Source organism: Agrococcus sp. ARC_14 (assembly GCF_022436485.1).
Classification (GTDB): domain Bacteria; phylum Actinomycetota; class Actinomycetes; order Actinomycetales; family Microbacteriaceae; genus Agrococcus.
Window position 1 is genome coordinate 1,050,412 of the sequence record NZ_JAKUDO010000001.1, and the last position, 25,703, is coordinate 1,076,114.

Annotated in this window: 22 protein-coding genes and 1 tRNA gene; 18 read left to right on the forward strand and 5 right to left on the reverse strand. The window is 71.9% G+C overall.

The genetic code is table 11. The features are described 5' to 3' along the window. The first annotated feature begins 10 nt into the window (after window positions 1-10). The 3 genes from MKD51_RS05245 (at window position 11) to MKD51_RS05255 (ending at window position 5,497) form a co-directional block, all read left to right on the forward strand. Window positions 11-1,081: a glycosyltransferase family 2 protein gene (locus MKD51_RS05245; RefSeq protein WP_240238907.1), complete on the forward strand. Its 1,071-nt coding sequence runs from the start codon at window positions 11-13 to the stop codon at window positions 1,079-1,081. A 64-nt stretch (window positions 1,082-1,145) separates the two neighbouring features. After that, the gene (locus MKD51_RS05250; RefSeq protein WP_240238909.1) at window positions 1,146-3,920 is read left to right on the forward strand and encodes a glycosyltransferase; all 2,775 of its coding nucleotides are present in this window, start codon (window positions 1,146-1,148) and stop codon (window positions 3,918-3,920) included. After that, complete coding sequence (locus MKD51_RS05255) at window positions 3,917-5,497, forward strand: DUF5719 family protein (protein WP_240238911.1); 1,581 nt, start codon at window positions 3,917-3,919, stop codon at window positions 5,495-5,497. The genes MKD51_RS05250 and MKD51_RS05255 overlap by 4 nt, the downstream gene beginning before the upstream one ends. A gap of 221 nt (window positions 5,498-5,718) precedes the next feature. On the opposite strand, the gene MKD51_RS05260 is transcribed toward MKD51_RS05255, so the two are convergent. Next, on the reverse strand, window positions 5,719-6,141 hold the full coding sequence (locus MKD51_RS05260) for a hypothetical protein (RefSeq protein WP_240238912.1): 423 nt from the start codon (window positions 6,139-6,141) through the stop codon (window positions 5,719-5,721). A 56-nt stretch (window positions 6,142-6,197) separates the two neighbouring features. On the opposite strand from MKD51_RS05260, the gene MKD51_RS05265 reads away from it, so the two are divergent. The 5 genes from MKD51_RS05265 (at window position 6,198) to MKD51_RS05285 (ending at window position 10,719) form a co-directional block, all read left to right on the forward strand. Further along, window positions 6,198-6,434: a DUF3499 family protein gene (locus MKD51_RS05265; RefSeq protein ID WP_240238914.1), complete on the forward strand. Its 237-nt coding sequence runs from the start codon at window positions 6,198-6,200 to the stop codon at window positions 6,432-6,434. A 7-nt stretch (window positions 6,435-6,441) separates the two neighbouring features. Beyond that, window positions 6,442-7,830: a phosphomannomutase/phosphoglucomutase gene (locus MKD51_RS05270; RefSeq protein WP_240238916.1), complete on the forward strand. Its 1,389-nt coding sequence runs from the start codon at window positions 6,442-6,444 to the stop codon at window positions 7,828-7,830. A gap of 81 nt (window positions 7,831-7,911) precedes the next feature. Beyond that, entirely contained in the window at window positions 7,912-8,808 is an 897-nt protein-coding gene (galU, locus tag MKD51_RS05275) for a UTP--glucose-1-phosphate uridylyltransferase GalU (protein WP_240238918.1), read from the forward strand. A 38-nt stretch (window positions 8,809-8,846) separates the two neighbouring features. After that, complete coding sequence (gene ahcY, locus MKD51_RS05280) at window positions 8,847-10,283, forward strand: adenosylhomocysteinase (protein WP_240238920.1); 1,437 nt, start codon at window positions 8,847-8,849, stop codon at window positions 10,281-10,283. Window position 10,284: 1 nt separating this feature from the next. After that, window positions 10,285-10,719 (forward strand): hypothetical protein, encoded by a 435-nt coding sequence (locus MKD51_RS05285; RefSeq protein ID WP_240238922.1) that lies wholly within the window; start codon window positions 10,285-10,287, stop codon window positions 10,717-10,719. A 25-nt stretch (window positions 10,720-10,744) separates the two neighbouring features. On the opposite strand, the gene MKD51_RS05290 is transcribed toward MKD51_RS05285, so the two are convergent. Next, on the reverse strand, window positions 10,745-11,233 hold the full coding sequence (locus MKD51_RS05290) for a MarR family transcriptional regulator (protein WP_240238924.1): 489 nt from the start codon (window positions 11,231-11,233) through the stop codon (window positions 10,745-10,747). 132 nt (window positions 11,234-11,365) lie between these two features. Then, window positions 11,366-11,436, reverse strand: a tRNA-Gln gene (locus MKD51_RS05295). A 50-nt stretch (window positions 11,437-11,486) separates the two neighbouring features. Here MKD51_RS05295 and MKD51_RS05300 point away from each other — a divergent pair. The 8 genes from MKD51_RS05300 (at window position 11,487) to MKD51_RS05335 (ending at window position 20,066) form a co-directional block, all read left to right on the forward strand. After that, window positions 11,487-12,410 carry a glycosyltransferase family 2 protein gene (locus tag MKD51_RS05300; RefSeq protein ID WP_240238926.1) on the forward strand — a complete coding sequence of 308 codons (924 nt, stop codon included), beginning with the start codon at window positions 11,487-11,489 and terminating at the stop codon, window positions 12,408-12,410. Window positions 12,411-12,435: 25 nt separating this feature from the next. Next, window positions 12,436-13,878 carry a bifunctional UDP-N-acetylglucosamine diphosphorylase/glucosamine-1-phosphate N-acetyltransferase GlmU gene (gene glmU, locus MKD51_RS05305; protein ID WP_240238928.1) on the forward strand — a complete coding sequence of 481 codons (1,443 nt, stop codon included), beginning with the start codon at window positions 12,436-12,438 and terminating at the stop codon, window positions 13,876-13,878. Between the two features lie 11 nt (window positions 13,879-13,889). Then, window positions 13,890-14,867, forward strand: a complete 978-nt coding sequence (locus tag MKD51_RS05310; RefSeq protein ID WP_240238929.1) for a ribose-phosphate diphosphokinase — start codon at window positions 13,890-13,892, stop codon at window positions 14,865-14,867. Window positions 14,868-14,877: 10 nt separating this feature from the next. Next, entirely contained in the window at window positions 14,878-16,014 is a 1,137-nt protein-coding gene (locus MKD51_RS05315; RefSeq protein WP_346986691.1) for a methyltransferase domain-containing protein, read from the forward strand. A 270-nt stretch (window positions 16,015-16,284) separates the two neighbouring features. After that, a complete protein-coding gene (locus MKD51_RS05320) occupies window positions 16,285-18,015 on the forward strand; it encodes a sodium:solute symporter family protein (protein WP_240238931.1) in 1,731 nt (576 codons plus the stop codon). 14 nt (window positions 18,016-18,029) lie between these two features. Beyond that, on the forward strand, window positions 18,030-18,158 hold the full coding sequence (locus MKD51_RS05325; protein WP_240238933.1) for a putative transporter small subunit: 129 nt from the start codon (window positions 18,030-18,032) through the stop codon (window positions 18,156-18,158). A 64-nt stretch (window positions 18,159-18,222) separates the two neighbouring features. Further along, entirely contained in the window at window positions 18,223-19,479 is a 1,257-nt protein-coding gene (locus tag MKD51_RS05330; protein WP_240238941.1) for an APC family permease, read from the forward strand. A gap of 32 nt (window positions 19,480-19,511) precedes the next feature. Next, window positions 19,512-20,066, forward strand: coding sequence for a hypothetical protein (locus MKD51_RS05335; protein ID WP_240238943.1), 555 nt, complete (start codon window positions 19,512-19,514; stop codon window positions 20,064-20,066). Between the two features lie 57 nt (window positions 20,067-20,123). On the opposite strand, the gene MKD51_RS05340 is transcribed toward MKD51_RS05335, so the two are convergent. Continuing rightward, a complete protein-coding gene (locus MKD51_RS05340) occupies window positions 20,124-21,560 on the reverse strand; it encodes a cation:dicarboxylase symporter family transporter (RefSeq protein WP_277603917.1) in 1,437 nt (478 codons plus the stop codon). 163 nt (window positions 21,561-21,723) lie between these two features. Here MKD51_RS05340 and MKD51_RS05345 point away from each other — a divergent pair, with 163 nt between their 5' ends. Both MKD51_RS05345 and MKD51_RS05350 read left to right on the forward strand, forming a co-directional pair. Beyond that, complete coding sequence (locus tag MKD51_RS05345) at window positions 21,724-23,400, forward strand: ATP-binding protein (protein ID WP_240238945.1); 1,677 nt, start codon at window positions 21,724-21,726, stop codon at window positions 23,398-23,400. Further along, window positions 23,397-24,080 carry a response regulator gene (locus MKD51_RS05350; protein WP_240238947.1) on the forward strand — a complete coding sequence of 228 codons (684 nt, stop codon included), beginning with the start codon at window positions 23,397-23,399 and terminating at the stop codon, window positions 24,078-24,080. The genes MKD51_RS05345 and MKD51_RS05350 overlap by 4 nt, the downstream gene beginning before the upstream one ends. Before the next feature lie 122 nt (window positions 24,081-24,202). Here MKD51_RS05350 and gndA read toward each other — a convergent pair whose 3' ends face one another. Continuing rightward, window positions 24,203-25,645, reverse strand: coding sequence for an NADP-dependent phosphogluconate dehydrogenase (gndA, locus tag MKD51_RS05355; protein WP_346986692.1), 1,443 nt, complete (start codon window positions 25,643-25,645; stop codon window positions 24,203-24,205). Window positions 25,646-25,703: the final 58 nt, after the last annotated feature.

The window sequence follows — 25,703 nt, forward strand, 5'->3', positions numbered from 1 at the left end:
CGTCCTCACGATGATGGTCCGCGATGAGGCGGATGTCATCGCAGCCACGATCGAGCACCATCTTGCCGAGGGTGTCGACCGCATCCTCGTGACCGACAACGCATCCGTCGACGGCACGCGCGAGATCCTCGCCGACTATGCGCGGGCGGCACCGGTGACCGTCTTCGACGATCCGGAGCACCGCAAGCAGCAGGCGGAGGTCGTCACGCGGATGGCCCGGCTCGCGGCGACCGAGCACGCTGCCGACTGGGTCATCAACGGCGACGCCGACGAGTTCGTGCTGGCGGGGGAGCGCACGGTCGCCGAGGCGCTTGCGCTGGCGCCCGCGACGCTCGGCTCCTTCCCCGTGCCGGTGCGCAACCTCGTCGGGCCGACAGCGCGCAGCGGCGCAGGGCTCGCGACCCGCATGCACTGGCGCGACGAGCGCTCAGCGCAGCAGCTCGCCGCCGCAGGCGTGCAGGCGCATCCGACTCCGAACGCGATCCATGTCGGCGACCCGCACGTCGAGGTCGCGCAGGGCAACCACGCCGTCTCGACGCCGCAGCGCGGTGCGGTGCCGGATGCGCTCGGGCTCGAGGTGCTGCACGTGCCGTGGCGCTCCTGGGAGCAGTTCGAGCGCAAGACCATCAGCATGGGACGCGGCTACGAGGCGTCGCCGTCGCTCGATCCGAGCCCGAACCATCACGGCATGCGCGACTGGCGCCGCTGGAAGGCCGGCATCCTGCTGCCGTTCTATCTGGCGAGGACGCCCGTCGACGAGGCCGACTTCGGCGAGGGCTTCGTGCGCGACGACCGGCTGGCGACGCGGCTCGCGGCACTCGAGGCGGTGCTGCCCGCGCGGCTCGCCGAGGCGGTCGACCCGGCGCGCGATGCACCCTTCGACCCCGAAGAGGTGCGTGCGCTGCTGTCGAGGGAGCGCGACCTGCACGCGCTCGACGAGGCGTTCCATGCGGAGGTCGCCACCGAGATCGCGCGCAGGCAGGCGCTCGAGCGGCGTGCGATCACGCCGGAGCGGCTCGTGCGCGGTGCGAAGCGCGTCGTGCGCGGTGCCGGGGCGAGGATCCGCCGCATCCGTCGCTGAGGCGATCGGCGGCACACCGACCGCAACCGCAGGTGACGGCACCGTTGGCACCTAGCCTTGCCAAGTGCATCAGAGGGTCTTCGCCGTGCTCGCGGCCAGCAACGGCGCCGCGTATCTGCCGGCGACGCTCGCCGCCGTCGATGCGCAGACCGTCGCACCCGAGCGACTCGTCGCCGTCGACGGCGCCTCGAAGGATGACACACGCGCGATGCTGGAGGCGTCGAGCGCGCGCAGCGTCGTCGCCGCGCAGCGGCTGCCCTACGGCCAGCTGATCGCCAAGGGCGTCGCGTCGCTGCCCCCGGGCGAGGACGGCGATTGGCTCTGGCTGCTGGCGCACGACGCCTCGCCGCACCCGCGCGCGCTGCAGGCACTGCTCGCGCACGTCGAATCGCACCCGAGCGTGCGCGTCGTCGGGCCGAAGGTCATGCGGGCAGACGCTCCCGATCGGTTCGCGGAGTTCGGCCAGACGGTCACGCCGTTCGGCAGGAGCCTGCTGCTGCACGAGGGCGAGCTCGACCAGGGCCAGCACGACGACGACAGCGACCGCCTGGGCGTGGCGGAGTCCGGCATGCTCGTGCGGCGCGACGTCTTCGAGGCGCTGGGCGGCTTCGACCCGGCGCTGCGCTCGATCGACGCGGGCCTCGACGTGGGCGTTCGCGCACGGCTGGCGGGCCACCGCGTCGCCGTCGAGCCGCGCGCCAAGGTGCGCCGCGCCGGCGGCCCAGAGCACTTCGCGGCGCGCTCGGTGAGCGATGCGCAGCGCGTGGCGACCGCTCGTCGCGCGCAGCTCCACAGGCGGCTCGCCTACGCGAACCCGATCGCGTCGGTGCTCCAGTGGCTCCTGCTGGTGCCGTTCGGTCTCGTGCGCACCGTCGCGCACCTGCTGGCGAAGCGCCCGGCCGCCGTCGTCGCCGAGTGGCAGGCGACGCTCGCGACGCTCGTCGCCTTCCCGGCGACCGCGCGGGCGCGTCGGCGGATCGTGGCGGCGCGCACGACCGGATGGAGCTCGCTGCGGCCGCTGCGCGCGTCGTGGCGCACGGTGCGATCGCAGCGGCGGGCGCTCGGCGACCCCGAGCGGATGCAGACGGTGGTCGACGAGCGCGTCGGCTTCGTCGAGGGCGCAGGGCTCTGGGTCACGGCGCTCGCGATCGTCGTCGGCATCGTGCTCACCCCGCAGCTGATCGGCGCGGGTGCGGCGACCGGCGGTGCGCTGCTGCCGCTCACGGGCTCGCTGGCGGAGCTCTGGTCGCACACGCTCGCCGGCACGCGCGACGCGCTGGGCGAGCTCACGGGGCCGGCTGATCCCTTCGTGCTGCTGCTGGCGCTGCTGGGCTCGCTGACCCCGTGGCAGCCATCGACCGCCATCGTCCTGCTGCTGTTCCTGGCACCGGCGATCGCCTCGCTGACCGGGTTCTTCGCGGTGCGGCGGATGACGACCTCACGCTGGGCGCCGGCGGTCGCGGCCGCGCTGTGGTCGCTCTCGCCGCTGCTGCTCGCTGCCATCGTCGAGGGCCGGCTCGGCGCGGTGCTCGCCCATCTCGCGCTGCCGCTCGCGATCGTCGGCGTCCTGCGCGCCGCGGAGTCGTGGCGCGCGGCGGGCGCTGCGGCCATCCCGGTGGCCGTCGTCGTGGCAGGCGCACCGGTGCTGCTGCCGGCGATGCTGCTGCTCGTGCTGCTCGCGATCGCGACGAGCTGGCGAACGCCGCTGCGCCCGCTCGCGGCGCTCCTGCCTGCCGCCGTGCTCTTCGCGCCGATCGCGATCGCCCGTTGGGTCGACGGTTCGCCGCTCGCGGCGCTCGCCGACCCCGGCGTGCCGATGCCCTCGACGCCGCCGACCGCCGTCGAGGCGGCGCTGCTCTCGCCCGACGGCACGCTCGCGTCGCTCGAGGGCGTGATCGCGTGGCTGGCTCCGGGCGCCGATCCCGCGTGGTTCGCGCTCGGGCTGCTGGCACCGCTGGCGCTCTGCGCCCTCACGGGCATCGTGCTGCGCCCGACCCGGTCATGGCAGTGGGTGGTGCTGCTGCTGGCCGGCTATGCCACCGCGATCGTCTCCGCACGGCTGGCAGTCACGAGCCTGGACGGCGAGCCCGTCACGGTCTGGGCGGGTTCTGGCGCATCGCTGACCCTCGCGGCACTCATCGCGCTCGCCGTCGTCGCCGTCGACCTCGACGACCGCCGGGGCGCCATCCCGGGCGGCCTCGTCACGCTGGCGGCGGTCGCCGCTGCGGTGCCGATCATCGCGACCTCGTTCCTCATGCCTGCGACCGTGATCGCTGCACCCGAGCGCCGCATGCCCGCGTTCGTCGATGCGGCTGCGGAGGGCGACCCCGAGATCGGCACGCTCGTGCTGCATCCGCTCGCACCCGGCGTGCTGGGCGTCGACATCGAGCGCGGCCGCGGCACGACGCTCGACAGCGTCTCCACGGGTGAGCTCGTGCGCGACGAGGCAGGCGAGATCGAGGCGGAGCTCGCGCAGGTCGCCGTCGACATGGCCGCCGGCGGCGACGTCGACGTGGCAGCCCTGCTGGATGCGCAGGGCGTGCAGTTCGTGCTGCTCGAGCAGGAGCGCGAGGGCGCCGCCGCCGAGCACGACCGGGCGCAGCGCTCGCTCGACGCCCGCGGCGACCTGCAGGCCATCGGCCAGACCGAGGCAGGGCTGCTGTGGCAGCGCGACGACGTGCCGAGCAGCCCGCAGCCCGACCGGCCCACGTGGGCGGGTTGGCTGCTGCTCGCGCAGCTCGTGGCGCTCGGCGGGGCAGTCGTCGCCGCGCTGCCGTCGCTGCGCCGAGGTGCGCGCGTGCGCACACGACGACTCGAGGGAACGGGGGAGTGGCAGTGACCGATCGCGACCGTGAGGTAGAGCCGCTCGATGACTCGCAGGAGTTCGACGACCCCTCGCCCATCGAGGACGAGGTGCCGCGCGGGCACCGCCCCGCGCCCGAGGAGCTCGCCGTCGAGGCAGGGGCCGAGCCGACCGGCGACATCGCGAGCGACGTCGCACTGACCGATCGCGAGGCTGCGGCGAACGACCGCGCAGAGTCGAAGCGCATGGAGCGCCGCGACGTCGCGCGCTGGAGCGCACGCGCAGCCGCCGGCCTCGTCGCCGCGGCCCTCGGCGTCGGCGCGGTGCTGGGCGCGAACGCCATGCCGCAGGACACGCGCATCCAGTCCGCGGCCCCGGCGACGACCGTGCAGCCCGCGTCGCCGCTGCAGTCGCGCGTCTGCGCCGGGCCAGCGCTGCGCGTCGGCTCCTCCGACGGCGACAACGCCCTCGCCGTCGCCGGCATCGGCGACCCCTCCGTCGCGATCGGCAGCCTCGGCGGCGACGTCGAGCAGACGACGCTGAGCGTCGCAGGCCCCGAGGAGGTGGACGGCGGCGACTCCGTCGTGCAGCGCAACGAGGCCACGACGCTCTCAGCTGCCCAGAGCCTCGGGCTCGAGCTCGACGGCGTGCGCGGCTTCGCGGCCAGCGAGTGCGCGGAGACGAGTCTCGACCAGTGGCTCGTCGGCGGATCGACGCGCACCGGCAGGCAGACGGTCCTGACGGTCGCCAACGCGGCAGAGGTGGGCGCGAGCGTCGACGTCACCGTCTACGGTCCGGACGGGCCGATCGAATCGGTCGGCTCGACCGGCATCGCCGTCGCACCCGGCACCCAAGCGGTGCTCGACCTCGCCGCGATCGCGCCGGGCGTCGCCGACGCCGTCGTGCACGTCGCATCCACCGGTGCCCCCGTCGTCGCCCATCTGCAGCAGACCACCACTCGCGGACTCGAGCGCGGCGGCTTCGACGTCATCGACCCCGCTGCGGCGCTCACGAGCGCTGTGCTGCCCGGCGTCGAGGTGTCGGCTGCGACGGGGCTCGAGACCCAGGACGGCTATGACGACATCGTGCCGGTGCTGCGGCTGCTCTCGCCCGACGGCGGCGACGTGCGCCTCGTGTTCCAGACGGCGGACGACGAGTCGATCGAGTCGCAGGGCACCCTCGAGGCCGGCATCGTCACGGACTTCCCGCTCGAGGAGCTGCCGGTGGGCGTGATGGCGATCAGGGTGGAGTCGGATGCGCCGGTCGTCGCGGGCGCGAGGGCGCTTGCCACCTCGGGCGAGGGGCTCGACTTCGACTGGATCGCCGGCGGTCAGGCGCGCTCGGGCAGCGCTGCGATCGCCGTGCCTGCCGGGCCGGGCGCCACGCTGCACATCGTGAGCACGGCGGGCGCCGACCAGGAGATCACGGTCGACGGCGAGGCCGTGCCGCTCGCGGCCGGCGGGGCGCTCGCTCGACCGGTCGGCGAAGGCACCGTGGAGGTGACGGGCGAGGATCTCGTGATGTCGGTCTCCTACCGGAGCGACAGGGAGATCGGCAGCTTCACCGCGAGCCCGCAGGGGCCGGCGGCGCAGGGCGTGCAGGTCTTGCACTAGCGCTGTTCCGCTGGTCGAGGAGCGCGCCCGCGGAGCGGGCACGCGTCACGAGACCGGGGCGTGTTGTTCCGCTGGTCGAGGAGCGCGCCCGCGGAGCGGGCACGCGTCACGAGACCCGGGGAGCGGCGAGGTCTCGCGACGCCTGCGGCCTGCGGCCGCGGGCTCCTCGACCTTGAGCCCTCCGGACGCAACGTCGCTTCGCGACGTTGCGTCCTCCGGGCTCAATGGTGCCGCCAGCGATCCGGCGCGACCTCCCAGGGGTCGCGACCGATGAGCTCTGCCGCCGCGCGGAACACCGCGCCCTCGATGGCCACCTGGCGGTGCCACGGGTCGTCGATGTGCACGCGCGGCAGCCGCTGCAGCGGCAGTCGGTAGATCGTGATCGTCCGCCGCTGCGGGTCGATCGCCCACTCCGGCACCTCGTCGAGGTGATCGGCGAGCGCCTTCGGCGGCATGTCGGCCCAGCGGAACCGCACGTCGCCGAGCTCGGCGGGCCACAGCGACAGCACGTAGTCGGCAGCATCCGCCGCGATGTCCTCGAAGCGCGTCTCGCGCGAGGAGAGGAAGGGGAGCACGGGGCCGGCGACGGACGAACGGACCTCGCGGCCGTGGCGCGATCCGCGGGAGTGCTGGCGCGCAGGCATGGCGACATCCTACGTGTCGCGCGGCAGTGGGCCGCGGCGCCGCTACCCTTGGGCGGATGGATGACAGGATGTGCTCGCGGCCCGGGTGCCGCCGGTACGCCGACCGCAGCGTGACGGTCGACTACGCGGAGCAGCTCCTCGTCGTCGGCCCCCTGCAGCCCGCCAGCAGGCGCGGCGCGATCGAGGGCAGCTACGACCTGTGCGAGCCCCACGCCGATCGTCACGCGGGACCGACCGGGTGGCAGGTCGTCCGCTACGAGCCTGCCGCCGACACCAGATTCGACGAACGATAGAGGAACCATGGCGCTGACGGACATCGTGAAGGCCTATGACGTGCGAGGCCTCGTCGACGGGCAGCTCACCGAGCAGGTCGTGCGGGCGCTCGGCGCCGCCTTCGCCGACGAGGTGGGCACGGCGAAGCCGATCGTCATCGGGCACGACATGCGCCCCTCCTCGCCCGCGCTCGCCGCAGCTGCGGCCGATGGCGTGCGGGCGCGCGGCGCCGACGTGGTGCTCATCGGGCTGTGCTCCACCGACGGCACCTACTTCGCCTCCGGTGACCTCGACGCCCCCGCGATGATGTTCACCGCATCCCACAACCCCGCCGCCTACAACGGCATCAAGTTCTCGCGCGCGGGCGCGCGCGGCGTGAGCCTCGACACCGGCCTCGCCAGCATCCGCGACGGCGCGCAGCGCTACCTCGACGAGGGGCTGACCGAGGTCGCCGAGCACGGTGAGCTCACCGAGCGCGACGTGCTCGCCGACTACGCGGCGCACCTGCGCTCGCTCGTCGACCTGCGCGGCATCCGGCCCCTGAAGGTCGTCGTGGATGCGGCGAACGGCATGGGCGGGATGACGGTGCCTGCGGTGCTCGGCGAGGCTGCGGGGCTGCCGGGCCTGCCGCTGGAGATCGTGCCGATGTACTTCGAGCTCGACGGCACCTTCCCGAACCACGAGGCGAACCCGCTGGAGCCGAAGAACCTGGTCGATCTGCAGGCCGCCGTGGTGGAGCACGGTGCCGACATCGGCCTCGCCTTCGACGGCGACGCCGACCGCTGCTTCGTCATCGACGAGCTCGGCGGCGCGGTGTCACCCTCTGCGGTCGCCGCGATCGTCGCCGAGCGCGAGATCCGGCGGGTGCAGGCGGAGGGGGAGCGCGATGTCGTCGTGATCCACAACCTCATCACCAGCCGCGTCGTGCCGGAGGTGATCGCCGATGCCGGCGCCACGCCCGTGCGCACTCGCGTCGGCCACTCGCTCATCAAGGACGAGATGGCGCGCACCGGTGCCGTCTTCGGCGGCGAGCACTCGGCGCACTACTACTTCCGCGACTTCTGGGGCGCTGACAACGGCATGCTGGCCGCGATGCACGTGCTCGCGACGCTCGGCTCGAACGACGAGCCGATGTCCGCGCTCGCCGGGCGCTACACGCCCTACTGCTCCTCCGGCGAGATCAACTCCACCGTCGCCGACGTGCCTGCCGCCTACACGCGGGTGGTCGAGGCGTTCTCGGGCCGCGGCGAGTTCGACGAGCTCGACGGCCTCACCGTCACCTCGCCCGACGGTGCCTGGTGGTTCTCGGTGCGCCCGTCGAACACCGAGCCGCTGCTGCGGCTGAACGCCGAGGCCGAGACTGAGGCGACCATGGTGCAGATCCGTGACGAGGTGCTGGCGCTCATCCGCGCCTGACGGCAGATCTCCGCCTACCGTTGTGCCAACGCCGCCAGTCGCGGTGCAGCAGTGAGCCCGAGCCGAAGTAGCCTGTTCCTCATGCCGCATTCCGTCACCAAGGCCGTGATCCCTTCTGCTGGGCTGGGCACGAGGTTCTTGCCCGCGACGAAGGCGCTCCCGAAGGAGATGCTCCCGGTCGTCGACAAGCCCGTCATCCAGTACGTCGTGGAGGAGGCGGTGCGCGCCGGCCTCGAGGACGTGCTGTTCGTCACCGGCCGCAACAAGAACGCGCTGGAGAACCACTTCGACCGGGCGACCGAGCTCGAGGCGATCCTGCGGAACAAGGGTGACGAGCAGAAGCTCCAGCGGGTCGCGGAGTCGACGGATCTCGCGAACGTGCACTACGTGCGTCAGGGCGACCCGAAGGGCCTGGGCCACGCGGTGCTGCGCTCGAAGGCGCATGTGGGCGACGACTCGTTCGCGGTGCTGCTGGGCGACGACATCATCGACGGCCGCGATCACCTGCTCGAGCGGATGCTCGAGGTGCACGATCAGCGCGACACGTGCGTGGTGGCGCTGATGGAGGTCGAGCCCTCGCAGGCGCACCTCTACGGCATCGCGACGGTCGAGGCGACGGATGAGGACGACGTGGTGCGGGTGCGTGGGCTGGTGGAGAAGCCGGAGCCCGGCACGGCGCCGTCGAACCTGGCGGTCGTGGGCCGCTATGTGCTCAAGCCCGAGATCTATCCGGTGCTGGAGCGCACAGGTCCCGGGCGAGGCGGTGAGATCCAGCTGACGGATGCGCTGCTGACGATGGCAGACGACGACACGGTGGGCGGCGTGCACGGTGTCGTGTTCCGTGGTCGCCGCTACGACACCGGCGACCGGCTCGACTACATCAAGGCCAACGTGCAGCTCGCCGTCGAGCGCGAGGATCTCGGTCCCGGGCTGCGCAGCTGGCTCAAGGAGTTCGTCGCCACGTTCGACGACGCCTGATCAGGCCACGCCGCTCCGGTGGTGGGAGGATGGTCGGCATGACCGACACCGCCCCCCGCATCCTCGAGCACCACGTGCGCGACCTCGGCCTCGCCGAGGCCGGCCGCCACCAGATCCGCCTCGCCGAGCACGAGATGCCCGGCCTGATGGAGCTGCGCCGCCGCTACGCCGACGCGCAGCCGCTCGCCGGCCAGCGCATCGCAGGCAGCCTGCACATGACCGTGCAGACGGCCGTGCTCATCGAGACGCTCGTGGCGCTCGGCGCCGAGGTGCGCTGGGCGAGCTGCAACATCTTCTCCACGCAGGATGAGGCGGCCGCGGCGATCGCCGTCGGCTCCGGCACGCCCGAGGCGCCCGCGGGCGTGCCCGTCTTCGCCTGGAAGGGCGAGACGCTCGAGGAGTACTGGGCCTGCACCACCCGCATCTTCGACTTCGAGGGCGGCCCGACGCTCATCCTCGACGACGGCGGCGACGCGACCATGCTCGTGCACAGGGGTCGGGATGCCGAGCTCGCGGGCAGCGCGCCGGTCACGCCGGCGGGCGCCCCCGATGAGCTGCACGTGATCGATGCGCTCATCGCTCGCACGCTCGCCGACGACCCGCAGCGCTGGACGCGCATCGCCGAGCAGCTGCGCGGCGTCACCGAGGAGACCACCACCGGCGTGCACCGCCTCGAGCAGCTCTTCGCCGAAGGGCGTCTGCTCTTCCCGGCGATCAACGTGAACGACTCGGTCACGAAGTCGAAGTTCGACAACCGCTACGGCATCCGCCACTCGCTGCCCGACGGCATCAATCGCGCGACCGACGTGCTCATCGGCGGCAAGACGGCCTTCGTGGTCGGATACGGCGATGTCGGGAAGGGCGCTGCGGAGGCGCTGCGCGGCCAGGGCGCGCGCGTCATCGTGAGCGAGGTCGACCCGATCTGCGCGCTGCAGGCTGCGATGGACGGCTTCCAGGTCGCGCGCGTCGAGGATGCGATCGACACGGCCGACATCTGGGTCACGACGACCGGCAACGAGCACGTCATCACGCTCGAGCACCTGCAGTCGATGAAGCACCTCGCGATCGTCGCCAACGTCGGGCACTTCGACAACGAGATCGACATCGCGGGCCTCGAGCGATCGGGGGCCGAGCGCATCGAGATCAAGCCGCAGGTGCACGAGTGGCGCTTCGCCTCGGGCCGCGCGATCCTGGTGCTCTCCGAGGGCCGCCTGATGAACCTCGGCAACGCCACCGGGCATCCCTCGTTCGTCATGTCGAACTCCTTCTCCAACCAGGTGCTGGCGCAGATCGAGCTGGCGACGAAGGAGTACGAGCTGGGCGTGTTCCGGCTGCCGAAGGTGCTCGACGAGGAGGTCGCCCGCCTCCACCTCGACGCGCTCGGCGCGCGCCTCACGACGCTCAGCCCCGAGCAGGCGGCCTACATCGGCGTGCCCGTCGAGGGGCCCTTCAAGCCCGAGCACTACCGCTACTGACGTGCGCGAGCTGCGGCTGCGGGGACGGCCACCGCTGCTCTACGTCTTCTTGGGCCTCACGACTGCCGCGATGGCGCTGCTGATGATCGGCACGCCCGTGTGGCTGCTGGCGCTGCCGCTGGGCGCGCTGGCCGTCGTCTGCGGGCTGCTCGCCGTGCGCGCCGGCACCACCCGCTTCGCGCTGGAGCCCTCGCCGGAGCCCACGCTCGAGCTGGGCAGCGCATTCGGCCGTGCGCGCGTGCCGCTGGCGGCGATCGCGCTGGTGCGGCGACGGCTGGTGCTGGCGAGCCGAGGATCGAGCTATGAGGTGTGGGAGGTGCTCGGGCACGACGGGGCAAGGCTCGCCAAGGCTGCCGATCTCGGCCTGTCCGTGGCTGGCACCCGGGAGCTCGAGACCGAGCTGCGGCTCGCGAGGGTGCCGCTCGATCCGGCCTGAGCCGATCCCGCCTGAGCCAGGAGGCTCAGAGCATCGCGTCGGCGAGCACGCGCAGCAGCTCTGCCAGCCGGGCCTGGTCGTCGGCGGGGATGTCTCGCAGCAGTCGGCGCTCGGCTTCGAGCAGCGCATCGAGCGCCACGTCGACCCGGTCGATGCCCTCGTCGGTGAGCGCCACGAGCCGCACGCGCCGGTCACTGGAGCCGTCGACGCGCTCGACGAGTCCGGATGCGACCAGGTTGTCGATGCGGTTCGTCATCGTGCCGCTCGTGACCATGGTCTGCGCGATGAGGTCCTTCGGGCTGAGCGCACCGTCCTGACGGCGGAGCGCCGCCAGCACATCCCATTGCCAGGACTCGAGCCCGGCAAGCTGGAAGGCCTCGGCGCGCACTCGGCCGAGCTGGCGCGAGATGCGGGTCATGCGGCTGAGCACGTCGAGCGGCGAGACGTCGGCGTCCGGCCGCACGCGCATCCACTGCTCCATGATGCGATCGACGTCATCGCGGTGCGCGGCCATGGCGTCAGTCTCGCACGCCACGACCCTCGACCTTCATCCCGCCAGAGCGGGCGGCCGAGTGCACATTGCGGCTGGGCGGCCGGTGTCGCGGGTTCTGCGTTGCGCTCCGTCGCTCCCTGCGGTCGCGACTTGCTCCGCCACCAGGATTCGAACCTGGACAAACGGCTCCAAAGGCCGCTGTGCTGCCGTTACACCATGGCGGATCGCGGCTACCAGGCTAGCCGCCCCACGTGGATCCGGCAGACTGGTGCGCATGCCATCGACCGCTGCAGACGTCGTCGCCGTCGCCGTCACCTACCGGCCGGACGATGGCGCCATCGCTGACGTGCTCGAGCGCGCGGCAGCGCAGGTCGGCACCCTGGTCGTGCTCGACAACGACAGCCCCGAGGTCGACGGCGCCCACTGGAGCGCCCGCGTCGCGCTGCCCGCGGGCGTCGAGCTCGAGCGCAGCCGGGCGAACGTCGGCCTCGGCGCCGCCTACAACCGCGCAGCCGCCATCGCGCGCGAGCGCGGCGCCCGCTTCGTGCTGCTGCTCGACCAGGATTCCCAGCTCGACGCCGGCTGCGTCGACGCGCTGCTGCTGCACGCCGATCGCCGCGAGGCCCGCGGCCCGCTCGGCGCCGTCGGCCCCACCTTCATCGATGCCCGCAGCGGCGAGCGCGCGCCGTTCGTGCGCTTCGGCTTCCCGCTCAATCACAAGCTCCACGCGCCCGCAGGCGGCGACGTCGACGCCGACTTCCTCATCTCCTCCGGCTCGCTCATCCCGCTCACCGCGCTCGAGCAGGCCGGCTCGTTCGACGAGGGCCTCTTCATCGACAGCGTCGACATGGAGTGGTGCTTCCGCGCCAAGGCCGCCGGCCTGCAGCTCGTCGGGGTCGCCGACGCCCGCATGCTGCACACCATCGGCGACGAGCTCGTGCGGCTGCCCGGCGGCGGCTCGATGTTCGTGCACTCGCCGCTGCGGCTCTACATGATGACGCGCAACCGCGTGGCGCTCTGGCGCCGCCCCGGCACCCCGCGCGTGTGGACGGCGCAGGATGTGCCGCGCATGCTCTTCAAGCTCGGCCGCATGACCGCCTTCGCCGCTCCGCGCATCCCCAACGCCCGGGCGATGCTGCGCGGGATGCGCGACGGCTGGGGCGGCAGGCAGGGACCGCCGCCCTCCCAGCGCAGGTAGCCTGAGTCCGAACCGTACGCATCCGATGGGAGAGTCCGTGCCCCAGGTCGCCGTGATCGTGCTCGCCGCTGGCGCGGGCACCCGCATGAAGAGCCGCACGCCGAAGCCGCTGCACCCTTTGGCGGGCAGGCCGCTCATCGCCCACGTGCTCAGCACCGCCGGTGAGCTGCACCCCACCTCGATCGTGGCGGTCGTGCGCCACGAGCGCGAGCGCATGGCCGCAGCCGTGCTCGAGTTCGCGCCGCACGTGCTCATCGCCGACCAGGACGACGTGCCCGGCACCGGCCGCGCCGTCGAGCAGGGCCTCGAGGCGATCGCCGACTTCGAGGGGCATGTGGTCGTGCTCTCCGGCGACGTGCCGCTCATCGACGCCGACACCCTCGGCCGCCTCATCGAGCGCCACGAGCGCGAGGCCAACCAGCTCACGCTGCTCTCCGCCCACCTGGCCGACCCGACCGGCCTCGGCCGCATCGTGCGCGACGAGGCAGGCACCTTCGTGCGCATCGTCGAGCAGAAGGACGCGAGCGAGGCAGAGCGCGCCATCGACGAGGTCAACGGCGGCATCTACGTCTTCGATGCCGCGGCACTGCGCGCGGCGCTCGGCACCATCGACCGCGACAACGCGCAGGGCGAGATGTACCTGACGGATGCGGCGGTGCGGATCCAGGCGTCCGGCGGCCGCATCCAGGCCGTGCCCGCCTCCGACAGCTGGGCGATCTGGGGCATCAACGACCGCGTGCAGCTCGCCGCCGCGGCGCACGAGCTCAACGACCGCATCATCCGCCGCTGGCAGCGCGCCGGCGTCACCGTCGTCGACCCCGCATCCACCTGGATCGACGTCGACGTCACGCTCGGCGAGGACGTCACGATCCTGCCTGGCTCGCAGCTGCACGGCGCGAGCGTCGTCGCGGCAGGGGCCACGATCGGCCCCGACACCACGCTCGTCGACACCGAGGTGGGGGAGGACGCGGTCGTGAAGCGCACCGACGCGACCCTGTCGGTGATCGGGGCCCGCGCATCCGTCGGTCCGTGGGCCTACCTGCGCCCGAACTCGGTCATCGGCGACGGCGGCAAGGTCGGCACCTTCGTCGAGCTGAAGAACGCACAGCTCGGAGCCGGCAGCAAGGTGCCGCACCTGTCGTACATCGGCGACGCGACGATTGGCGAGGGCGTGAACGTCGGCGGCGGCGCCATCACCGCCAACTACGACGGCGTGAGCAAGCACCGCACGGTCATCGACGACCAGGTGCAGACGGGCGTCCACAACAGCTTCGTCGCCCCGGTTAGGATTGGTGCGGGTGCGAAGACCGGAGCCGGCGCCGTCGTCCGCAAGGATGTCGAGCCGGGTGCGCTGGCGATCTCGGTCGCACCGCAGCGCAACATGACGGGCTGGGTCGAGGCGCATCGACCCGGGTCGAAGGCAGCCGACGCAGCCGCGGCGGCCAAGCATGATGCACCTGAGGCCTAGGAGGCACCCGAGTGGGATCGATCGTCGCGAAGAACCGCAAGCACCTCGTGCTGGCGACCGGAAGGTCGCACCCGGAGCTGGCGAGCGCCGTGGCAGCCGAGATCGGCACCGACCTGATGGATGTCGACAGCCGCACCTTCGCGAACGGCGAGATCTACGCGCGCTTCGAGGGCTCGGTGCGCGGCGCCGACGTCTTCATCATGCAGTCGTACTGCAAGCCGGTGAACGAGTGGCTCATGGAGCAGCTCATCATGGTCGACGCGCTCAAGCGCGCCTCGGCCAAGCGCATCACCGTCGTCATGCCCTACTACCCGTACTCGCGGCAGGACAAGAAGGGCCGCGGGCGCGAGCCGATCTCCGCGCGCCTGGTCGCTGACCTGTTCAAGAAGGCCGGCGCCGACCGCATCATGTCGATCGACATCCACGCGGCGCAGATCCAGGGCTTCTTCGACGGCCCCTTCGACCACCTGTTCGCGATGCCCGTGCTGCTCGAGCACTTCCGGCACACGGTTGACGCCGACACCCTCACCGTGGTCTCGCCCGACATGGGCCGCGTGCGCGTCGCCGACGTCTGGAGCGACAAGCTCGGCGCCCCGCTCGCGATCATCCACAAGCGCCGCGACCCGCTGGTGCCGAACCAGGTCTCGGTGCACGAGATCGTCGGCAAGGTCGAGGGCCGCACGTGCCTGCTCGTCGACGACATGATCGACACCGGCCGCACCATCGTGAAGGCCGCGGAGGCGCTGAAGGCTGCGGGAGCGACGAACGTGATCGTCGCCGCGACCCACGCGATCTTCTCCGACCCGGCGAGCGAGATCCTGAACGCCGACGTCATCGACAAGGTCGTCGTCACCGACACGCTGCCGCTGTCCGAGGATCAGAGGTTCGAGAAGCTCCAGGTGCTCTCGATCGCGCCGCTGCTCGCCCGCGCCATCACCGAGGTCTTCGAGGACGGCTCGGTCACGAGCCTGTTCGACGGCGCCGCCTGATCAGGTTCCCATGATCGCGGCCGGCGAGCTGCAGTGCGCCTACTTCGACGCCTGGCGCTGCCGCTCCTGCACCCTGCTCGAGACGCCCTACGCGCGGCAGCTCGCCGAGCAGCAGTCGCGCATCGAGGCGCTGCTGCCCGCGATGCCGTGGGATGCGCCGCACGCGAGCGCCGTCGGCGGGTTCCGCAACAAGGCCAAGATGGCCGTCGCAGGCAGCCTCGCCGAGCCCACGATCGGCATCCTCGCCATCGATGGCACCGGCATCGACCTGCAGGCGTGCCCGCTGCACGAGCAGCCGATCGTCGACGCCATGCCGGTGCTCGAGCAGCTCATCCGCGATGCCCGCATCACGCCGTACGACGTGCCGGGCAGGCGTGGCGAGCTCAAGCACCTCATCCTCACCTCCTCACCCGACGGCGAGCTGGCGCTGCGCATCGTGCTGCGATCGAGCGAGGCGCTGCCGCGCATCCGCAAGCACCTGCCGCTGCTGGACGGCCTGCCGCTCGCGAGCGTCTCCGCCAACCTGCAGCCGGAGCACAAGGCCGTGCTCGAGGGCGATGAGGAGGTGCTGCTGGCGGGCGCAGGCGTGCTCGTGATGCGCATCAACGGCATCGGTCTGCGGCTGCGCCCGCGCAGCTTCTTCCAGACCAACACCGCCGTCGCATCCGCCCTCTACCGGCAGGCGACCGAGTGGATCGACGAGGCCGACCCGGCGAGCATGCTCGACCTCTACTGCGGCGTCGGCGGCTTCGCGCTGCACGCCGCGCGGGCTGGCCGCTCGGTCGCGGGTGTCGAGGTGACGACCGAGGCGATCGATGCGGCGCGCGAGACCGCTGCGGACATGGGGGCGGATGCGTCGTTCACGGTCGGCGACGCCCTGCAGGTCGGCGCGCATGGCGTCGACCTCGAGGGCGCGCGGGCGCCGGAGCTCGTGGTGGTGAACCCGCCACGCCGGGGCATCGGCCCGCTCGCCTCGCGACTGGACGCATCCGCCGTCAGTCGTGTCGTCTACTCGAGCTGCAACCCCGTCTCGCTCGCACGCGACCTCGCCGCGATGCCGGGCTTCGAGCCCGTGCGGGGGCGGGTGTTCGACATGTTTCCGCACACCGAGCACGCCGAGGTGCTCGTCGAGCTCCAGCGGCGCTGAGCGGCCCTCGAAGCGCAGCCTGCGAGCCTCTCGATTCGCCATGGGCGGGCTTTGCTGCGACAGTGAAGGGACTGGCCCGTGGTCAGCACCGACGCTTGGATGCCTCGCTCGGGTCGTATGAAGGCACATCGCAGACCCGCGTGAGCAGGGTCGGTGGAGCCCCGCGGGCAGTGCCCGCGAGATCGAGCCAGGCTCGATGCGAACCGTCAGCGCGGCAGGACGTCCGGCGTGCCCGCCGATCGATCCTCGCCGCCGAAGGAGAGGAACTGGATGCCGCCTGCGCAGGAGCTCGTACAGCTGGGAATCGTCGCCGTCGCGGTGCTGCTCGTGGTGTTCTACGGCGGCACGCTGCTGATGACACTGGGCATCGGCCGCAAGCAGGAGAACGCCGACGGCTACATGACCGCCGGCAACAAGATCGGCTTCGGCATCTCGGCCGCATCGATGACCGCCACCTGGATCTGGGCGTCCTCGATGTACGCCTCCGCCACGGCGGGCTACACCTACGGCATCTCCGGCCCCATCCACTACGGGCTGTGGGGCGCGCTGATGATCCTGTTCATCTACCCCTTCGGCAAGCGGATCCGCAAGGTGGCACCGCGAGCGCACACCCTCGCCGAGGTCATGTACGCGCGCCACGGCCGCTCCTCGCAGCTCATGCTCGCCGGCTCCAACGTGCTCGGCTCGCTCATCTCGCTCACGTCGAACTTCATCGCCGGCGGCGCGCTGATCGCCATGCTGTCGCCGCTGAGCTTCGGTGCCGGCATCCTCATCATCGCCGCCGGAGTGCTGCTCTACACGCTCTGGTCGGGCTTCCGCGCATCGGTGCTCACCGACTTCGCACAGGTCGTGTGCATGCTGGGCGCCGCTGTCGTGGTGATCCCGGTCATCTTCTTCGCCGCGGGTGGTCCCGCGATGTTCGAGGCCGGCGTGGCCGCGGGCAACGTCACGCCCGAACAGCAGGACTTCCTGTCGTCGGATGCGTTCATGAACCAGGGCGCGCCCTACATCGCCGCGGTGCTCGCCTATGCGATCGGCAACCAGACCATCGCCCAGCGGCTGTTCGCGGTGCGTGAGGATCTCATCAAGCCGACCTTCATCACCGCCACCATCGGCTACGGGGCCACCGTGATCGGCATCGGCATGCTCGGCGTCATGGCGCTCTACCTGGGCATCCAGCCGATCGACGGCGACGTCAACAACCTCATCCCGCAGATGGCCGCGACCTACCTGCCGTGGATCCTGCTCGCGCTCGCGTTCCTGATGATCATCGGCGCGCTGTCCTCGACCGCCGACTCCGATCTGGCGGCGCTGTCATCGATCGTCATGACGGATGTCTACGGCCAATCGGTCGGCAAGGACAAGGCCAACCCGAAGACGATGCTGCTCGTCGGGCGACTGACGATGATCGTCGCGACCGGCGCGGCGCTGTTCTTCGCGACCAGCCAGTTCAACATCCTGGATCTGCTGGTGTTCGTCGGCGCGCTCTGGGGCTGCCTGGTGTTCCCGGTGATCGCCTCGTTCTACTGGAAGAAGGTCACCAATCTCGCGTTCACGGCGTCGGTGATCGCCGCGCTCGTGGTGTTCATCCCGGTGCGCTTCGAGTGGATCTCGCTCACGGGCGTGCTCGCGCTGCCCTTCGAGGTGCTCTCGACGATCGGCATCGGTGTGGTGCTCGGCATCATGGCATTCGGATTCTTCGGCCTGCGCACGGGCGTCATCGTCGGCATCGTGGGTGCGCTCGCTGCCGCACCGATCACGCTGTTCTACCTGCGCGACTACACGGTGCTGTCGGCCTCCCTCCTCGCCTATGCGGTCTCCTACCTGGTGTGCTCCCTGATGTCGTTCCGCTCGAAGCAGCGATTCGACTTCTCGACCATCAAGGACGTGACGGGCGACTTCGACCCCGTGACGCCGCAGGCGGGCCAGGCCGAGACCGAGACCGATGGTCTCGACGACCAGGGCGGCGCTGCCGCCGCTGCAGCCCGAGCACGAGACTGACACGAGGAGCTTCCATGACCATCGCCTTGACCATCTACTTCCTCGTCTGGCCCGTGATCGTCGCGGGCGTGCTGTTCGTCATCTGCCGCGCATTCTTCCGTGAGATGCGTGAGGCCAAGCGAGAGGGCAGGCCGATCATCTGATCGGCAGCGCACGCAGGCGCGGCGCGACAGCGGGTGTTCATGCTGCCCGGATAGCGTCGTGCGCATGACCCAGCTCGAGCGCCGCATCGGCGTGCCCGGCGCGATCGCGATCGGGCTCGGCGCCATGATCGGCGCTGGCCTGTTCTTCGTCTGGGCGCCGGCTGCGGCGCTCGCCGGGCCGTGGTTGCCGGCATCCATCGCGCTCGCCGCCGCCATCGCCGTGCTCAACGCCCTCTCCACCGCGCAGCTTGCGATGGAGCACCCGGTCTCGGGCGGTGCCTACGCCTACGGCCGCGCCGAGGTGGGGGAGCGCGTCGGCTTCGCGGCCGGCTGGATGTTCCTGACCGGCAAGACCGCTTCGGCCGCCGCGATCGCCGTCATCGCAGGCCAGCACCTGTGGCCGGAGCATGCCTCCTGGGTCGCCGCGGCCGCGGTGGCAGCGCTCGCGGGGCTGAACATGCTCGGCGTCCGCGTGACCGCGTGGGTGTCCACCGGCATCGTCGCGATCGTGCTCGTCGTCGTGCTCGCCGTGCTCGGCTGGGTCGCCCTCGGGCTGCCGTTCGCGCCGGGTGCCGGCGACTTCGCCTACATCGGTGGGGCGGAGGGCACACCGGGCTCCGGCGGCCCGCTGGGCTGGCTCACCGCCGCGGGCATGCTCTTCTTCGCGTTCGCCGGCTACGCCCGCATGGCTACGCTCGGCGAGGAGGTGCGCGACCCCCGCCGCACGCTGCCGATCGCGATCGTGCTGGGCCTGGCGGTCGTGCTGGCGCTCTACGTGGCCGTCGGCTGGGCGACCAGCGCCCGGCTCGGTCCGGCGCTCCCGAGCTCGACCACCCCGCTGGCCGATCTCGTCGGCAACCCCGTGCTGCACGCGATCGTGCTCGGTGCGGGCGCGCTCGCGTGCCTCGGCTCGCTCATGGGCATCCTCGCGGGCCTGAGCCGCACGAGCCTCGCGATGGCCCGACACCGCGACCTGCCCGGCCCGCTCTCGCACGTCGCCGCGCGCACTCGCACGCCCGTGATCGCCGAGGCCGCCGTGGCGCTCGTCGCGATCGTGGCCGCGCTGCTGCTGCCAGCCGGCAGCCTGGTCGCCTTCTCCTCGACGTGCGTGCTCGCCTACTACGCCGTCGCCCATCTGTCGGCGATCCGGATGCGCGCCACGAGCCGGGCCGGCATGTGGCTGCCCGCCTGGATCCCGTGGCTCGGGGCCTTCGCGTGCCTGGTCGTCGTGCTCACCCTGCCTTGGCAGGGCGTGCTCGGTGCCGCCGCCTGGCTGATGCTCGGTCTCGCCGCGCGAGCGGTCCTGCGCGGCCGCGGCTGACGGCTCCCAGCGACCGGGCATACGCTCCCCACGTGCGCACCCGATCCGCCCGCTTCGCGACCGCTGTCCTGCTGCTCGGCAGCGCGCTGGGCCTCGCAGCCTGCCAGACGCCGCCCGTGCCGGAGCTCACGCCACGCAGCATCGAGCAGCTCGAACCCTTCGTCGGCGAGTGCGGCAAGGCGGTCCCCGCGGCGACCGGCGACACCTCGTTCACGGCCGAGCTCAGCATGACCGACGCGTCGGGCATGCGCCTCGCGATCGCCGTCGAGGCGGCGGGCGGCGAGCACGGCGAGCACGAGCTCGGTCGCACGAGCCTGCGCGTGGTCGACGGCGCTGGCAGGGTCGTCGGCATCGTGATGGCGGATGCCTGGCGCGACCTCTCGGGGCTGCGCGGCACGCTCGCGGCCGAGCTGGGCTCGTGCCCTGGGGAGTCGGGCGATGTCGGCGCGCCGCTGGACGATGGGGCGTACAGCATCGTCGCCTCCGGCGGCATCAGACCGATCGACCACGTGCACGCTCAGGAGGAGGTGTGGCTCGCCGAGCCGCTCGCTGTCGACGTGGTGGGCGGGGCGATCGTCGCCGACTGACGAGAGCGGGCCCGAGCCCCGCGGATGCGGAGCCCGGGCCCTAGGTCGTGGCTCTCGTCACCGGCGCTCGATGCGCTCCACCGCATCCGTCGTGCGTCGATCCCGCTCGGCGTCGAGCGCGCCGCGCTCGATCGGCTCGGCCTCGATCGCGGCCGGGCCCTCATCGCCGGGCAGCGCACCGTGCTCGTCGGCGAGCATCGTGCGCTCGTCGAAGGGCCGCTCGCCCGCGAGCACGCCGCGCACCTGGTCCATGTCGATCTGCTTCGTCCAGGTGCCGATCAGCAGCGTCGCGACGGCATTGCCGGTGAAGTTCGTGAGCGCACGCGCCTCCGACATGAAGCGGTCGATGCCCACGATCACGCCGACGCCGTCGACGAGGTCCGGCCGGTAGGTCTGCAGGCCGCCAGCAAGCGTCGCCAGGCCCGCGCCCGTGACGCCCGCCGCGCCCTTCGAGGCGATGATCATGAACACCAGCAGGCCGATCTGCTCGGGGATCGACATCGGCATGCCCATCGCGGTCGAGATGAACAGCGACGCCATCGTCAGGTAGATCGCCGTGCCGTCGAGGTTGAACGAGTATCCCGTCGGCACGGTGATGCCGACCACGGGCTTCGAGACGCCGGCGTGCTCCATCTTGGCGATCAGCCGGGGCAGTGCGGACTCGGACGACGAGGTGCCGACGATCAGCAGGTACTCGCGGCCCAGGTACCGCATGAGGCGGAAGATGTTGACGCCCGTCACCACCCGCAGCAGCGTGCCGAGCACGACCACGATAAAGACGATGCAGGTGGCGTAGAAGCCCAGCATGAGGGTCGCGAGCGCGACGACCGCACCCCATCCGGTCGAGCCGACGACACCGGCGATGGCGCCGAACGCGCCGATCGGGGCGACCCAGAGGATCATCGTCAGCACGCGGAAGACGAGCGTCTGCAGCTGCTTGACGACGTTGAGGATCGGCTTGCCGCGCTCACCCATCGCCTGCACGGCGAAGCCCACCAGCAGCGCCACGAAGAGCGTCTGCAGCACCGACTCGCCCGTCAGCGGCGAGAAGAGCGTCGTGGGGATGATGCCGAGCAGGAAGTCGGTCGTCGACTCGGCCTCGCCCTCGGTCTCGTAGGTGGCGCCCGCGATGTTCAGGCCCTCGCCGGGGTGCACGAAGTTGCCGACCACGAGGCCGATCGCCAGTGCGAAGGTCGACATGACGAGGAAGTAGATGAGGGCCAGGCCGCCGACCTTGCCGACCGTCGCGGCCTTCGCGATCGATCCGATGCCGACCACGATGGTGCAGAAGATCACCGGCGCGATCATCATCTTGATGAGCGCCACGAAGCCCTTGCCGATCGGCGCGAGCGACTCGCCGACCTCTGGTGCGACGAGCCCGATGATCGTGCCGAGCACCACCGCGATGATGACCGCGATGTAGAGCCAGTGGGTCTTGTCCATCCTGCGGAGTCGGCCGAGTCGTCGGCCGTCGGTGCTGGGCGTCGTTGCCATGCTGTGCTCCTCGCATCGGGCGTCGCCACTGCGCGACGCTTCCGAGCAGTCAGCCTGGGCCCCGACCCGCGAGCGGAGCGTGTTTCGTGCATAGTGTTCACAGCGCGAGCGGGACCGGTGCGAGCGGATGGGGCCGACGGGGCCGAGCGGATGGGGCGGTGCGATGCGACGGTGGTGGCGGTCGGCGAGCATCGCCACGCGCGTCTTCGTGCAGACCGCGGCACTGCTGGCGGCGGCGGCGATCGCCGCGTTCGCGCTGCTCGCGCTCGACGCCCAGCGTGAGCAGGAGCACGAGGCGGCGCTCGCGAGCGAGGAGCTCGCGCTCGCCATGGCGGCGACGCCCACCGTGCGGCAGGCGGTCGCCTCGGCCTTCGAGGCCTACCCCGACGACCGCGAGGGTGCGATCGCCGCCGCGTCGGCAGCGATGCAGCACTACGTGGAGGATGTGCGGGCGGCGACGCGGCTCGACTTCGTCACCGTCATGCACGTCGACGGCACGCGCTACACGCATCCGGACCCTGACGAGATCGGGCACGAGTTCCTCGGCACGACCGCGCCGGCGCTCGCGGGAGAGACCTTCACGGAGGTCTTCGAGGGCACGCTCGGCCCGTCGATGCGCGCCGTGACGCCGATCGTCGAGGACGGCCGGGTGGTCGGGCTGGTCGCGGCTGGCGTCACGATCGAGCGCGTCGGCTCGCTGGTCGTCGCGCGCCTGCTGGTGGTCGGCGCGCTGCTGGTGGGTGCGCTGCTGCTGGCGGCGCTGGGCGCTTGGCTGCTCGCGCGCAGGCTCGAGCGGGCCACCGGCGGCAAGGCGCCGGAAGAGCTCGCACGGCTCTTCGCCGCGCACGAGGCGGCGCTGCACTCTGTCGACGATGGGCTCGTGCTGATCGAGGGCGACAGCGTGGTGCTGGCGAACGACCGTGCGCGCTCGCTGCTCGGCGTCGGGGAGATCGCGACGCCGATCGGTCCGGATGCGCCGCTGCCGCCCGGTGTGCGTGCTGTGCTGGAGGGCGAGGGCCAGGTGCGCGTCGGCGACCGCTGGCTCGTCGTCGAGCGGCACGCGGCAGCCCAGCCGGCCACCACCACCCTCACGATCCGCGACCGCACCGAGCTGCAGCAGATGACGGGAGAGCTGGATGCGGTGCGCACCCTCGCGAGCGCGCTCCGGGCGCAGACGCACGAGTTCGGCAACCGGATGCACACGGTCGCGACCCTCATCGAGCTCGACGAGCCGCAGCGGGCGCTCGAGGTGGCGACAGCGGGGCGCGACCTCGGCCAGCGGCTTGCCGATCGCGTCGTCAGCGATCAGGAGGAGCCGGTGATCGCCGCGCTGCTGCTCGGGAAGGCCGCGCAGGCGCACGAGCGCGGCGTCGAGATGCACGTCGAGACGCACCTGGCCCCCGGCACCCACGGCATCGACCCGGTCGACTTCGTGACGGTGCTCGGCAACCTCGTCGACAACGCGATCGACGCGGCCGCGGATCGGGCCGCGCGGGCGCCGGCGGGCGGCGGGCAGGCATGGGTCGAGGTCTACCTCGACGAGGTCGACGAGTCGATCGTGCTGCAGGTGAGCGACAGCGGTGCGGGCCTGCCGGCCGAGCAGCGCGAGCGAGCCTTCGCGCCGGGCTGGTCGACGAAGCCGGCGGGCGCGCACGGCCGCGGCTTCGGGCTGAGCATCGTGCGCGAGACGCTCGAGCGGCTCGGCGGCACCATCGAGTTCGACGCGGGCGCGGATGGCGCCAGCGCGGACGGCGCGGGCGAGCTCGGCGCGGGCGCGGTCGGGGCCGGGGCCGGCGCAGTCGTCACGGCGACGCTGCCGCGCCCGGGCGGTGCCTCATGATCCGGGTGCTGATCGTCGAGGACGAGCGCGGCACGGCTGCGGCGCACGTCGCCTACGTGCAACGCGTCGAGGGCTTCGAGGTGGCCGCGGTGGCGCACACCGCGGCCGCGGCGCTCGTCGCCATGCGCGAGGCCGCCGCCGCGGGCGCGCCCATGCAGCTCGTGCTGCTCGACATGCAGCTGCCCGACGGCCACGGCCTGGACGTCTGCAGGCGGATGCGCGCTGAGGGCCATTTGGTCGACGTCATCGCCGTGACGGCCGAGCGGGGCCTGGAGACGGTGCGGGACGCGATCGCCGTCGGGGTCGTGCAGTACCTCATCAAGCCGTTCGCTTTCTCGGCGCTGGCCGAGCGGTTGCAGCGCTTCCGCGCGTATCACGAGCGGGTCGACGGCACCGGCAGGGTCACGCAGCAGGAGGTCGACCAGGCGATCGCTGCGCTGCGCACGACGAACGCGCCGGGGCTCGCGAAGGGACTCTCCGCCGAGACGCTCGACGCGGTCGCGGCGCTGCTCGCCGACGGCGTCGCGCGCTCCGCGGCGGAGGTGGCCGCCGACCTCGGGCTCTCGCGCGTGACCGCTCGCCGCTACCTGGAGCACCTGGCCGCGACGGGCGACGCCGAGCGCGCGCCACGCTACGGCGCCCGCGGCCGCCCTGAGCTCGAGTACGCCCGCCCCGCCTGACGTCCTCTGCGCGCCAGCGCAGAATGTCAGGTCTGTGCAGGATCGTCGCGACAATCGAGCACAGACCTGACAATCTGGCGTGCGCCAGCGGCGTGCAGCGCGGCGCGGCGAATGCCCGCGCGTCAGTGCGTGTCGACAGCCTCGATCTCGGTGCGGTCGCTCGACCACTGCGTGTGGAAGGTGCCCTCGCGGTCGATGCGGCGGTAGGTGTGGGCGCCGAAGAAGTCGCGCTGGCCCTGCACGAGTGCCGCGGGCAGGCGGTCGGCGCGCAGGCCGTCGTAGTAGGCCAGCGACGACGAGAACGCGGGCGAGGGGATGCCCGCCCGCGCTGCCGCGACGACCACGCGGCGCCAGGCCTCCTGCGTCGCGGCCATCACCTCGCGGAAGTACGGCGCGAGGATGAGGGCAGGCAGCTCGGGCGTTGCGGCGTAGGCGTCGGTGATGTCGTTCAGGAAGCGCGCGCGGATGATGCAGCCGGCGCGCCAGATGCGCGCGACCTCGCCCTTCTGGATGTCCCAGTCGTGCTCCTGGGCGGCGGCGACGATCTCGTCGAAGCCCTGTGAGTACGCGACGATCTTCGACGCGAACAGGGCCCGCCGCACGTCCTCGATGAACGCATCCGCGTCGTCGACCTGCCATGCCTCTGCCGGTCCGGGCAGGTCGGTGGCGGCGGCGCGCTGGTCGAGCTTCGACGACAGTGAGCGGGCGAAGACGGCCTCGGCGATGCCGGAGACGGGCACGCCCAGGTCGAGCGCGGTCTGCACCGTCCAGGCACCGGTGCCCTTCGCGCCCGCGGCGTCGAGGATCACGTCGACGAGCGGCGTGCCGGTGGCGGCGTCGACCTGCCGCAGCACCTGCGCGGTGATCTCGATCAGGTAGGACTCGAGCTCGCCCGTGTTCCACTCGTCGAACACGTCGGCGATCTCGGCCGGGGACTTGCCGGTGCCGCGGCGGATGAGGTCGTAGGCCTCGGCGATGAGCTGCATGTCGGCGTACTCGATGCCGTTGTGCACCATCTTCACGAAGTGGCCGGCGCCGTCGGTGCCGATGTGGGTCACGCACGGCTCGCCCTCGGCGACCGCGGCGATCGAGCGCAGGATCGGGCCGAGCGTCTCGTACGACTCGACCGTGCCGCCGGGCATGAGCGAGGGGCCGTTGAGCGCGCCCTCCTCGCCGCCGGAGATGCCGCAGCCGACGAAGTGGATGCCCGTCTCGCGCACCGCGGCCTCGCGGCGGATGGTGTCGGTGAACAGCGCGTTGCCGCCGTCGACGATGATGTCGCCGGGCTCGAAGACCGAGGCGAGCTCATCGATCACGGCATCGGTGGCCGTGCCGGCCTTCACCATGATGATCGCGGTGCGAGGCGCCTGCAGCGAGTCGGCGAGCTCCTGCATCGTCGCCGCCTTGACGAATCCGGCCTCGGGATGCGCGGCGAGCAGGTCGTCGGTCTTGGAGGTCGTGCGGTTGTAGACCGCGACCGTGTTGCCCTCGCGGCTGGCGAGGTTGCGGGCGAGGTTCGAGCCCATCACGGCGAGGCCGACGACGGCGATGTTGGCGGTGGTCACGGGCTGTCCTCCTGGACGTCGGGGTCTGATGCCAAGGCTACCGAGCGGCGGATGCGTC